The organism is Limimaricola sp. G21655-S1, from assembly GCF_027213785.1.
Lineage (GTDB): Bacteria > Pseudomonadota > Alphaproteobacteria > Rhodobacterales > Rhodobacteraceae > Limimaricola.
Window position 1 is genome coordinate 15,579 of sequence record NZ_JAPWGO010000003.1, and the last position, 12,653, is coordinate 28,231.

Annotated in this window: 9 protein-coding genes; 5 read left to right on the forward strand and 4 right to left on the reverse strand. The window is 64.1% G+C overall.

Going from position 1 to position 12,653, the window contains the following annotated elements; translation table 11 throughout:
- Positions 1-20: 20 nt before the first annotated feature.
- A complete protein-coding gene (locus O4G76_RS04450; protein WP_269396188.1) occupies positions 21-350 on the reverse strand; it encodes a hypothetical protein in 330 nt (109 codons plus the stop codon).
- Positions 351-899: 549 nt separating this feature from the next.
- Between O4G76_RS04450 and cueR the strand changes: the two genes are divergently transcribed.
- On the forward strand, positions 900-1,352 hold the full coding sequence (gene cueR, locus O4G76_RS04455; protein ID WP_269396189.1) for a Cu(I)-responsive transcriptional regulator: 453 nt from the start codon (positions 900-902) through the stop codon (positions 1,350-1,352).
- 9 nt (positions 1,353-1,361) lie between these two features.
- Here cueR and O4G76_RS04460 read toward each other — a convergent pair whose 3' ends face one another.
- Entirely contained in the window at positions 1,362-2,585 is a 1,224-nt protein-coding gene (locus O4G76_RS04460) for an MFS transporter (protein ID WP_269396190.1), read from the reverse strand.
- A 197-nt stretch (positions 2,586-2,782) separates the two neighbouring features.
- On the opposite strand from O4G76_RS04460, the gene O4G76_RS04465 reads away from it, so the two are divergent.
- Both O4G76_RS04465 and wrbA read left to right on the forward strand, forming a co-directional pair.
- Positions 2,783-2,998, forward strand: coding sequence for a heavy-metal-associated domain-containing protein (locus tag O4G76_RS04465; RefSeq protein WP_269396191.1), 216 nt, complete (start codon positions 2,783-2,785; stop codon positions 2,996-2,998).
- Positions 2,999-3,011: 13 nt separating this feature from the next.
- Positions 3,012-3,626, forward strand: a complete 615-nt coding sequence (gene wrbA / locus O4G76_RS04470; protein WP_269396192.1) for an NAD(P)H:quinone oxidoreductase — start codon at positions 3,012-3,014, stop codon at positions 3,624-3,626.
- A 792-nt stretch (positions 3,627-4,418) separates the two neighbouring features.
- Here wrbA and O4G76_RS04475 read toward each other — a convergent pair.
- Both O4G76_RS04475 and O4G76_RS04480 read right to left on the reverse strand, forming a co-directional pair.
- A complete protein-coding gene (locus O4G76_RS04475) occupies positions 4,419-4,946 on the reverse strand; it encodes a hypothetical protein (protein ID WP_269396193.1) in 528 nt (175 codons plus the stop codon).
- Positions 4,943-5,581 (reverse strand): response regulator transcription factor, encoded by a 639-nt coding sequence (locus tag O4G76_RS04480; RefSeq protein ID WP_269396194.1) that lies wholly within the window; start codon positions 5,579-5,581, stop codon positions 4,943-4,945. The genes O4G76_RS04475 and O4G76_RS04480 overlap by 4 nt, the downstream gene beginning before the upstream one ends.
- Before the next feature lie 756 nt (positions 5,582-6,337).
- Here O4G76_RS04480 and O4G76_RS04485 point away from each other — a divergent pair.
- On the forward strand, positions 6,338-9,784 hold the full coding sequence (locus O4G76_RS04485) for a hypothetical protein (RefSeq protein ID WP_269396195.1): 3,447 nt from the start codon (positions 6,338-6,340) through the stop codon (positions 9,782-9,784).
- A gap of 123 nt (positions 9,785-9,907) precedes the next feature.
- Positions 9,908-12,574, forward strand: a complete 2,667-nt coding sequence (locus tag O4G76_RS04490) for a hypothetical protein (protein WP_269396196.1) — start codon at positions 9,908-9,910, stop codon at positions 12,572-12,574.
- Positions 12,575-12,653 lie beyond the last annotated feature (79 nt).

Sequence of the window (12,653 nt, forward strand, 5' to 3'; positions counted from 1 at the left end):
CGTCGAACGGACGGGCGGCGTCAGATCTGGCGACGGGGCGGCTCCAGCAGTGGCACCGGGCAACCTCCGGTCGGTGCAGCGTCAACAAGAACGCACCGGACCTCCCGGGTGGCAGAGTTGAAGGGCCAGTCGGGGGAAGTCAGGTCGAGTGCAACCGCTCCCGACGCACAGGCGCCTACGCTCCGGCAGGCATCGCCACCGGACATCGCCTCTTCGGGACAGTCTGCGCAATCGGCCATCGCGACCATTGCCGAGTCCTCATGCATGGCTGACATCGCCTCGGCGGCGATGGGGGTGGACTGAGCCATCAGCCCGATCAGAAACAGGCAGAGTGCAAGGATACGACCCATGGGGCGCATATGGGCAGCATCCGTAAGCATCCGCAAGGTTTTGATATAGCTCTCTCACTACGCTGTTATCGATCGGGGCCCTTCCGCCGGGTCATCCGATGTCCTCTACTTCGTAATCTTTGACGGCTCGTTATGGGAGGATCGGATCGCCACGCTCGCCGCCGAGCGAGTCCGACATCGCCGACTTGGCGATGTGGTTTTTTAGAATTGCCCCGCAGGGCAGTCCGAGTGGATGAAACAGACCGACTTTGTAGTCAGTATCCATAGAGCGAGCGTTACACTACTGAGATCAAAGCCAAGACCATCGAGAAGCGCCGCTGGCTGCATCGCCAGTCGGCGGCATGAACCGAAGCCCGACCGGCCAGACCCTTCGCTCGACATCGGACTACCGTGTCCCAAATCATCTGACGACGGATGGGAGGCTCAAGCAGGAGAACGATCTTCGCGCTGCACGGCAATCAATCTCTCGTGGATGGAGAAACCCCGCTTGACGGCCGAACCGCCGAGGCGCGTACTATCCATGTGTACGACGCTTTTGCGGAGGCGGTCATGAACATCGGGGAAGCTGCAAGGCAGACCGGGATATCGGTCAAGATGCTGCGGTATTACGAGGAAATCGGCCTTGTCCGCCCTGCGCTGCGCACCTACTCCGGCTACCGGGTCTATCAAGACAAGGATATCGCCACGTTCCGCTTCGTGCGCCGCGCCCGCGATCTGGGGTTTCAGGTCAAGGAGATCGCGACGCTGCTCGGGCTCTGGCAGGATCAGGCGCGCTCCAGCGCCGAGGTCAAGGCGGTGGCGCTGGCGCATGTGGCGGACCTGGAAGAGCGCCGCCGGCATCTGGACGACATGATCGAAACGCTGCGCCACCTCGCCCACAATTGCCACGGCGACGCGCGCCCGGACTGCCCCATTCTGGGGACGCTGGGCGCGGATGACCCTGTAGCGCTGCCCGCGCCCAAAAAAAGTGCCGTGAGGGCCGGGTTTGCGGCGGCGGTTTGACGGCTGGTCTCAGGCGCTGGGGCAGTGGCGAAACTCCTCGAGCGCCGCGACCGATTTGTTTGTTTTCCCAAGGACCGGCAGCGCAATCAGCACGGCCACCAGCGGCGTGGAGAACGCCAGCATGAGCGCCGTTTCAGCCCCATAACGTGCCTGCACCAATCCGATGCCAAAATAGAGCGCTCCGGTCAGCGCGGCGGCGAGGCCGAAGATCATGCCGGAGGCCGCAGCGCTGGTCCCTGGCGCCAGGTTCTGTGCGGCTACTACAAAGAGCGGCGTCGAAGCGTAGGCCAGCATCCCCGCCAGCACCAACGCAGCCAGAAACGCAGGCTGCGGCGGGGCAAAGAGCAGCACGCTCATCGAGGCCGGTACGCTTCCCGCCAAGACCAGTGCCAGCAGGACCCGTCGCCGCAAACGCGACACCAGCAGCCCCACGCCGATACCGCCTGCGGCAGAGGCCAGCGAATAGACACTGATCATGCGGCCCAGTATCGGGTCCGCCGGACTGAGCCCGTGCCGCTCGGCCAGCAGCAGCGGCAATCCATTCAGCATGGCGCTCGACGGCAGGAAGGCAAAGGCTGCCGCCAGCGTTAACAGGCCCACCGGTCCAGCGATCAACGACCAGGCGAAGCGCGGCGCAATTCTGGCTACGCGGGATGGCGCGTCATGGGGCAGCGTCACAAGCGTCACGGCCGCCGCCAGCAGTCCCGGAGCCGCCAAGACCGGCAGCATCCAGCTGCCCGCCCACATCCGTACTGCACCCAGCAACATCGGACCTGCCGCATAGCCCAGCATTCCGGCTGCACTGAACAGTGCCACCGCCAGTTCCGGCGTCATCCGACCCTGCCGCGCCAGTGTGCTGCCCGAAGGATGGATCGCCGCCGACCCAAGCCCGGCCAGTGCGGTCAAGGCGTACAGCCAGACCGGGTCCGGTTCCACGGTCAGCAGGCTCATTAGCACAGCGCTGATCAGGACGCTCACTGCCGTCACCCTGCGCGCGCCGATCCTGTCGGCCAGAAGACCGAGGACTGGCCCCGGCAAGGAGGCCGAAATGGCGTACGTCGCCACCAATCCAGCCAGCGCCACCCCATCCAGACCGAGCCGCAAGGCGTAGAGCGGCAGCATTGCAGGCAAGAAGGCTGCGTAAGCGTCATTGGTAGCATGCACCACGGCGGCGATCACGACCGGCTTGCGCCCAGCAAGCACGGATGGGTGGAAAGCGTTTGAAGTGGTCATCGGAAGGTCCCCTGAACATGCGCCTCGAAAGCGTCGAAAGCGGGTATTTCCATCGGGATGAGGCCTCTCACGCTGTGAGGGTCAACACCCGTGTGCGCCTGTGGCCGAGTGCGAGTTCGGCTGACAAATTCCAGCTTGACCCTCCCATCATAGGAAGCCTCAGCAAGGGAATTATCCTTCAGCCAACGTAGGCCGATATGAAATTCCACATCGCCAACATGACCTGTTCCGGCTGCGCTCGGACCGTCACCGGCATCATCAAGACGCTCGATGCCCGCGCGGTCGTTTCCGCCGATATCGCCAGCCGAACGATCGAGGTGACAACCTCGTCACCCCGGGCCGAGATCGAGGCGGCGCTCGCTCAAGCCAACTACCCGGCACATTTCATCGCCGGAACCCGTCAAGGAGCATGACATGACACGTGTATTGATCCTCTATTACTCCAGCTGGGGTCACGTCCGGGCCTTGGCCCAGGCCGAAGCAGAAGGCGCGCGCAGCCTGCCCGGCACCGTCGTCGACATCCGCCGGGTGCCGGAACTGGTGCCTGACGCGGTACGCCGGGCCGAAGGCTACGACGACGATCCGACGCCGGTGGCCAATCCTGCTGATCTGGAGGGCTACGACGCCATCATCTTTGGCACGCCAGCCCGGTTCGGGCTGATGGCGGGCCAGATGAAGGCTTTCTTCGACCGGCTCGGCGGCCTCTGGTCGCGGAATGCGCTGGTCGGCAAGGTGGGCGCGGTCTTCACCGCGTCCGGCACCCAGCACGGTGGACATGAGGCGGCGCTGTTGTCGACACAGATACCGCTGATGCACCTCGGGATGGTCGTCATCGGGCTGCCCTACAGCTTCGAAGGCCAGTCCTCGGGCGGTGCCATCATCGGCGGCGCGCCATATGGCGCAGGAACCGTCGCGGGTGGCGAAGGCGAACGAGTGCCAGGCGAGATCGATTTCGCCGGCGCTCGCTTTCAAGGCGCGCATGTTGCACGGGTCGCGCGGCAGTTGGCAATGGCCGACTTGGGCGTTTCCCAAGCTGCCTGAGGTCAGGCTGCCGAATGACCCGGGCGGCAGAAGCCTACTGCCCGGACCTTTGCCATTGTCGTGAACACATCGAGCTTTTCGCCATCTTCAAGGCGGTCGCCTGAAAATCCGGCTAAGCAAGGTCGCAACGACAAGACAAACAGTACCCATGCTTTGATTGAGCGTTTGCTTCTGGAGTGATCGTTTAGCTATTTCGCGGCGGCAGCGAACGTCCAGAATTCGCTCGGCCCGCTGACTGCTGCGTCGGCGAAGCCGAGGACCATGCACGTGCGGCGAACGTCGGAAAGGTCCGCGAAGCTGTCGCACGCAAGTTTGCCAACCCGAACCTACTCCGAAGATCGACGGTGACCACCAGCGTCACGCCTGGCCACGCGCTACGCCGAGGGCTCAGCGCGCGGCCTCTTGTACCAAGCGTTGGGATTATCGAAAGCTGAGACCTGTGCTTGAAGTTGCGGTCGTTCTCGATGAGGAATGGTGGCCTGAAATCCAGCCATTCACGAGCGTAGACTTGAGATCTGAAGGCGAAAGACTGAAGCTAACTGATGCATCATAGTGAGAAATATGTGCAATATCAATGGAAAAGAGGTAATGGATTACCACGTGCACGACGTGCAGATCACGCGGGAAAGCCCGAACTACCGGATCGGCTGAGGACGCCGGCCTCCCTGAGCATTTCATCTCATCGGGCAATCGAGCCGGACCCGCTGTTGGGCCCGGCTCTTTGCAATCCGGTAACAATCGAGACGCCACGGGCAAGGCCGCAGGGCGCTTCCTCCCAAGGGAACGGCCTTCTCAGACCGGGTAGCCCTCCTCGACGACGAGGGTCCAGATCTCGCGGTTGAGTTGTTTCAGCGCCTCGATCGTGTCGCGGATTCTATCGAGCGCGCTGGCGTCGATCGCGTCGCTCTGGCCCATCTTGAGGGCATTCTTTCGATCCGCGATCCGCATGGTGATCGTGCGGGCTGCACCGGTTTCGGTGTCGAAGGAATAGATCGAATGGCTGTAGCGGTTTCGCAGGGACTGGTGCTTGCGGATCTGCGCCGTGGCCGCGAGGATCCGGCTTCGGGTCGCGTCGGTGATGCCGCCCGATTTGGCGAGGCGCTCGACGAGGTCGAGCCGTGCCCGCGTGGTGTTCAGTGTCAGGTAGATGATGACGGCGGACTGCTTGGTCGTGCCGGCCAGCCCGGCGATCAGATGGATCAGAAGGCTTTCGGTGTTGGTCCAGCTGTAATTCATCCGGCCCACCAGCAGAAGCAGTTGATCGAACGGGCTGAGGCCAGCCTCGGCAGATGTGGAGGTGCTGGCTTCGCGGGTCGTCATGACTTGTCAGGTGGAATATCGGCTGCCTCCCCCCGGGCGAGGTACCAGATCGCGGCGCCGGTGCGGTTCGAGACGCCCAGCTTGTGAATGAGGTGGTGGATATGGAGCTTCACCGTATGCTCGGACAGCCCCAACTCCGCGGCTACGACCTTGTTTTGCTTGCCCTCGGCCAAGAGCGACAGCACCTCCCATTCCCGGCGCGTCAGGTCCGATCCGACCAGTTCCGCGCTTTCCTCGGGAGCGTCAAGTGGCACGTGTTGTCCATTTTCCAACAGCACTTTCAGCACGGCCTCGGGGACGAGGATCTCGCCGCAGAGCAGCAGGCGCATCATCGCCAGAAGCACGTCGATCCGAACGTTGAGCGGTAGGAGCCCGAGCCGTGGCGGCTCGGCCTGGTTCAACCCCTTCAGCAGAAGGTCTCGATCCGGGACACGCCCCCCATAGGCCAGAACCAGCATATCGGTTCCTGCAGCCTCGGCGGCGGCGAGTACCTCGTCGCGGGTCGTCACCCTCTGAGCGTCGATCAGCATGAGCCGCGGGTTGCCGCGCTCGTCACGAAGCTTGGAAATGGTGGCGAGGTTGTCGGTGCGCATGAAGTCGATGCTGTCGAATTCCGCCGCGAGTGTCTTTAACAAATCTTCGGGAAAGCAGAACTCGCTCCCAAGAATAGGAATGGACGTGCGGCCTCGGGGATTGGCTTCTGTCAGATCCTGAACCTGAAATATTCTTTCACGATTTAACATAAATCACCCGATAAAATTGGACTGACACGACTTCGATATCGGTGTGCCTGAACAATACGGCCAATGGCAGGGCTAACCCATATACCGATCGGTTAGGTGCAAGAACTGCCGAGTAGATGGTTCCTCCGGCGCGTGTGAACGCAAGGGCGAAGGAGCCGAAAGCGAATGCCTTAACAGAGCATTACGACCGGAGCGATGACTGTTTCTACAGTCTTGCCCAAATCGGCATCTCACGCAAATTCTTGATCACGTTTTGTTGAAAATTGTAAAGATCCGGAACTTTTCGTGAATGTGTCCCTACGCTATCCCCCATTCGGCCAGATTGGTATTAGTACCATTTTCCGGGCTGATAGAATTCTGCATCCTGCGCAACATTTGGGCGTCGGCTGCAACCGGTCGTAGCAGGCGTATGCGCTTCGCGATGAGGCGGAAACTGTATACCGCGTCTTCCGGTATCTCCTGCGGCTGGCGAAGCTGCTCGTTTCGCAAGGGAGGTTAATTCGTGCCGCCGATCAGGCGGAGTTTTCTCGCATTCGGAATGTAGATTCGGAATGCTCATCGATTCCAAATCACTGACATGCCATCGCAGATCACCGCTTTTGAAATGACTGGCGGTGCGGCGATAGCTTTTTGTCCGGAGACAGGACCATGGCTACACGCAACAACAACATGATCATCGGCTGGGGCGACGGTACCGCCCCGCAGGGGGAGGCCGTCGAGACGGCCGAAGCCGCATCGGCCGCGGAAACCACAAGCAAGGAAGTGCACTACGGGAAAGGAAAGGGGGATCACGACAGGGGCGACAAGGACCATGACGGGCACCATGCCGGCAAGTCCTACAACGTCAACAAGAACCAGAACGAGAACGAGAACCACGACAGCAACGTGAATCGAAACCACAACGAGAACGAGGCATCGGCGCGTAGCAAGGCCGAGGCGAATGCGGATAGCGACAACAGCAACGTCAACGAAAACACGAACGACTCCGACGTGGATGTCGACGTGAGGGTCGACGTGGGCGTGGGCCTCGACCTCGAAGGCGCCGGCCACGAGGACAATGACCTCGCCGATATCGACATCGACCATTCGGAGATCGGGAACATCCTCACCGCGAAGGGTGATATCGACTACAACCCCGGCGATGATTTCGATCTCGAGAACATCCTGAACCACTCGCTCAACGGGGAGGGCAACGACGCCGGCTTCCTCAACGTGCTCAGCAACGATCTCGATGACAACGACATGCTGTCGGACGTGCATCTGTCGAATGACGGCACGTTCGAGCAGAACGGCAGCGCCCATGGCGGAACCGCGCATGCCGAAGAGGGCATCGAGGCCGGGAGCGAAGGCGGCAAGGGCGGCGACGACGCCTACTCCACGGGGGGCAATGGCGAAGGAGGTCAAGCCGGTGATGCCAACGCGGATGCCGAAGGTGGCAGAAGCGGCGATACCGGCGATACCACGGCCACTGGCGGCAATGGTGGCGACAGCGGTTATGCCTATGCGCAAGGCCACGACACCATAAGCGGCAAGATCGACACGCAGTCCGACGCCCTGGGCGGTCGCGGCGGCGATAACGACTCGACCAACGACTCGACCGCCGACAACACCATTGATCAGAAGGCCGATGGCGAGGGCGGCGACAGCGGTAGCGTCGATACCGAGAGCCATGTCGATTCCCAAAGCGACGCCCAGGCGACCTCCGATGACGATGGCGGCGATGGCGGCGATGGCGATGCCTGGGCTCACCAGTATTCCGACGGTTCGGTCTGGAGCGACAACGCAGCCGATGGCGGGACCGGCGGAACAGCCGATAGCGAGGGCAACGGCACCGGTACGGCCGATAGCACCTCAACCGCCGAGGCCGATGGTGGGCGCGGCGGTGACATCGATGGCGATGTCGATGTGCATGGTGACAGCGCGACCGACAGCGACGCCTCCGGGGATGGTGGCGATGGTGGCGAAGCCACGACCGACGCCACCGGACATGCCGACGGCGAAACGACGGCCGATGCAAACGCCGAAGGTGCCGAAAGCGGCTATGTCGATACCCATGTAGACGGCACGGCGGATGCCCACGCCGATGGCGATGGCGATGGCGGTGACGGTGGCTATATCGACGGTCAGGTCGACGCCGCCGCGGATGGCACCACTGATGGCGATGCCGATAGCCGTGCCGGCAATAGCGGCGATAACGACCAGGATGCCGCCGGTACCGGCCAGTCGGAGGCCTATGCCGATGCCACGCATGATACGGGTGACGGTGGTGACGGATATGGCGACGCCGATGGCACCGTTGATGCCGCTGCCTATGGCGATGCCGATGCCGGCGATGCCGGATACATCGACGGCGACGTCGAGGGCGACAGCGACGCCCGGACCCAGGGTACGGCCGAAGCCGGCGACGGCGAGGGCGGGGACACCGACAACGATGCCGACAGCGATGCAGATGGCGCAGCCACATCCGATGCCGCTTCGACGGCGGGCGCCGCAGGCAATGCCGACGGTACCGGCTACGGCAAAGGCGAGGGCGGTGAGGCCTACAACACGGTAGACCAAAGCGCCGACGGCTCCGGGGATACCGCCCCGATGGCGCGGGCCACCGGAGATCCGGCCGATGCTAGTGCCGACAACGCACGTGGAAGCGCCGGCGGAACCAATACCGGCGATGCCGGCCCGGCCAATGCGAACGGCACCGGCGATGGCCCGGGCACTGGCGGCACCAGCACAGGCGGCGCCTCCGATGCTACGGCAGGCATGGCCGGTAGCGATGTCTCCGGCGATGCCCGCAGCGATGGCGATGGCGGAGATGGACCTGGCGGCGACGCTACCAATACCGACAGCGCCATGGCCAGCACCGGCAACTCGACCGACTCAGAGTCGGGCGATGGCGGCGCGGCGGATGCTGCGCATATGGCCGAGGCCCGAGGCGACGCGGCCACCGACAACGACGGTGGCGCTGGCGGCGCATCCATGGGTGACGGCGGAACCTCGGCCAGTGACGGCTCCGGCGATGCGCGGAACGACGCCGTGTCCGGAGATGTCGCGGGCGGCCCGGCCTCGGCCGATAACGATGCCATGGCCGATGCCATGGGCAGCATCGACTCCGACAGCGGCGATGGCGGCGGTGGTTCCACCGACAACGACGCCATGGCCGACAACCGCTCCAGCTCCGACGGCAATGCCAGCGGTGCCGGTGGTGCGGGCACGCTCACGACCGGCATGGTGTCGGGAGTCGTTTCCGGTGATGCGGCAGCGGACGGCGCTGGCGGCATGGGCGGGGCCGGTCACGCCGAGACCGATGACGACGCGGAGGTGAACGGTACCGGCTCGACGGACTCCGAGAGTGGCTACGGCGGCGACGCCGCTGCCAGCAACGATGCCGACGCGACCGGCAGCGGTACCGGCGGCAGCACCGCAACGGGCGGCAATGCGGACGCTGCGGCGACCAGCGACGCTTCCGGCATGGCCGATGGCCGTGCCGAAGCGGACGGGACCGGCGGCGCCGGAGGCGCGACCAACTCGGATACCGACGCCACTTCCGACAGCATGGCCGACGGCTATGCCGACGGCACCAGCGGCTATGGCGGGATGTCGGATCTCGCCGCCGAAGCGCTGGCGGAGTCGATGGCCGACAACGACTCGGACATCGACACCGGTGACGGCGGCATGGCCGATGCTGGCAACATGGTCGAGGCGGCCAATACCTCGATGGGCGAGGTCTCGGCGATGAGCGGTGCGGGTGGCGCCACCGGTGCGATGACGACCACCGGCGCGGCCAGCGGCCTGGCCGCGGGCGGCGAGGCCATGGGCGGAAGCTCGATGGGCGGGGCCGGAACAGGCGGACATGCCGGGGCTGCCTATGCGGGCGATGGCGGCGCTGCCGGCGATGCCGGTACCTGGGGGTCGTCGAATGGCGACGACGGATATGTGACGGGAGAATCCTACGCTTCCGCCGCCGCCCAGGTCGACACCTCCGCCTTCAACCAGGACATCGTGATGGGCGCGAACGTGCTCGGCAACACGGTGGACATGAACGTGGTCGGGGGATCCTTCAGCTCCCACTACGTCGGTGAGGACGGCGACGGGATGTAATCCCTCGCAATCCCGGGGCCGGAGCGATCCGGCCCCGGATCCGTGCCGCGATGGCGGCGCAAACGAGCCGGAAGCCCGCCACGGCAGAGGCGGGCATCATGGCCCCGGGGCAAGGAGCGCAGCATGTCGATGGACCGTTTCACCGAATCCATTGCGCATTTCATTGGCGCGTTCGAACTGGCGGAAGAGAGTGGTCGCCTCAGGGCGCAATACGACAAGATCGCGGCGCAGCGCCCCCCGGATGAGGATCTGGGGGATATCGCGTTCAAGGGGCTGCATCTCGAACCCGAGCATCCGCTGGAGGATCTGGAACCCCAGATCGCCTATCAGCCGCTGCCGCCCACACCATTCTGGATCCTCGCTATGCCGCCCCGACCGGCGGGTGCGCCGCAGCCCGAGATCGTGATCGTCATGCCCGAGCCGGCGCTGCCGGACGCGTCCGGCACCGGCACGGATAACGCGGGGCCCCGCCTCGTGCTGCCCTATGAGTTGCCGCCGCCTTCGAGCGTCGTGGCACTGTTCCACATGGCCAACAGGCTCGATGACACGGATTGGTTCGGCGACGTCGATCCCGCGCTGATGGCCCAGATGTCGGGTCTGCCGCAGCTAATGCATACGCTGACAGAGCAGGTTCTCGCGCTGTCGCCCCTTTCGGCGCCACTGCCTCTCTTGGCGGAGGGGACCGCTGGCGCTCTGGACTGGGCCACGACGACACCCGCCATCATCGAGGCCGCCGAACAACTTGCCGGTGGCATGCTCGACGCCGTCGTTCTGCTCGGACCGGAGGCCGAGGGGCCATATGTCGACGGCGTCGCGGTCGATACGCTGCCGGACTGGCAAGCGCTCTGGCCGGATTTCCTGACCCGCGAGGCCGCGGCGCAGGGTGGGGAGGAGACCGAGGGCGGCCCGGCTAAGCGGAAGGACGAGCCAAGCGGCGATGATGGGAAGGAGAGCGGCGAGATCGTTCCGGACTTCGCAACCGGCTGGGACCGGGCGCTGGAGGGGCTCGCGGAGGGGATGAAGCCCACCTCCGATGCCGCCGAACCGGCGGGGCCGCTCGTCGTCACCGGCGCGAACAAGCTCGTCAACGAAGTCACGATCACGTCCGACTGGCTCGATGCGCCGGTCATCACCGTGGAGGGCGACGTGCATCGTTTCGATGCCGTTTCGCAGCTGAACATGGTGTTCGACCGCGACCAGGGCGCATCAGCAGCGGGCACGCCGTCGCTGGCTCAGAACGCCGCTTCGATCACCACCACTTCCGATCCGGACCCCGCCGAGACCATGGCGGGACAGCAGCCATCCGGCTGGGCGATTGCCAGGATCACCGGCGATCTGGTCCAGATCAACGGCCTCCAGCAGTATAATTTCGCGAATGATGCAGACGTCGCACGCATCGAAATCGGTTCGGGCGGTCTGCATCTCGGGCTGGGCGAAAACCAGCTCGACAATCTTGCAGTGCTGAACCAGTTCGGCTGGGTTTTCGACCTGATCGTTGTCGGCGGTCAGATGATCGACATGAACCTGATCCGCCAGGTGAACCTGTTGGTCGATGACGACACGATCGAACCGCCGATCTCGACGACGACGAAGCCCGAGCCGCAGCCGCTTCCGACGCTGAATAGCCCCGCGCCGATGCAGCATGCGACCGGAAAAAACGGTGAGGTAGGAAGGAAGCCGATATCCAGCGAGCCCGACGCGAAGTCGGTCCCCACCGCTCCTTCGAATGTCTCAACGGTGGCTGCCACGGAACTCAAGGATGAGGCCGGCACGGATCAGCATCTTGCCATGAACGGCGATGCTCAACCGGGCAAGGCGCAAGCGAAGGAGCCTGTCTCCGAGAACATCCAGCAAACGGCACCGACGGCCAAAGCCACCAGCATTTCTGAACATGTTTCGGTCCCGGCAAAATCCGTATCCCCGACCACTTCGTCCGAGCCCGTGGCCGGTCCATCGTCGAATGCGGGGCCTACCACCTCGCCCAGCTCCGGAAAAACCGATCCTGACCCGGCAAAAGCCGGCAGCGATGATGCGGGATCGAAGCCCGTGGCAGCCGCTGAGCCGGCCGCGCATGCTCCGAGCGCTGCCAGACCTCTCCCGATCAAGGCCGAGCCGGCAAAGATCGATGGAGGGGCCGATGACCAAGCCGCGGCGGTGAAACCCTTGGCGAAGCCGGCCGCCGTCCCCGCTCCGGAAAACCTCGCTTACAACGAGGCGCGCATCCAGACCGAGGGACAGGATCTCGCCACCAAGCTTCCGGCGGCGCTTGCCGAGGCCAGTGCCGCGCTGGTGAAGGGCGCCGAAACGCTCGAGCAGGAGATCCTGGGTCTCGATCTGTTCGAGGGTGTCGAGCTGCTCAAGGTGCTGCTGATCGAGGGTGATTTCACCACCATCAACTGGATCGACCAGATCAACGTCCTCGGCGACTCGGACAGGGTGGAGCTGCTTCAGGAGGCGATTGCAGCGCTGCCGGGCGCGCAGATGGTGACCGGCTCGAACCTCCTGGCCAACATCGCGACAATAGTCGATCGGGGCATGGATACGCAGCTCATGGCGAAGGGCGAGGTCTACAGCGACGCGTTGCTCCATCAGGCGGGCCTTGTCGAGGACAGCGCGCCGATCGGTGCCGATGGGCCGGCAGCGCTGGCATCGGAAGCGGTCGCATTTCTCGCCGATGGCATGATCGAAGCGGGAATGGCCGATCTGGAGGCCGCGAAGGCGGAGGCGAAAGCGGAACTCGCGGCCATGTCGACGAGCCAAGCCGATCTCATGCAGACCATGCTGAGCTGATGGGGAGCGATATGCGCGTCAAGGACTACGCCCAGCCGATCCGTCCCGATATCCCTGCATCCCCTGGATCACGCCCGGC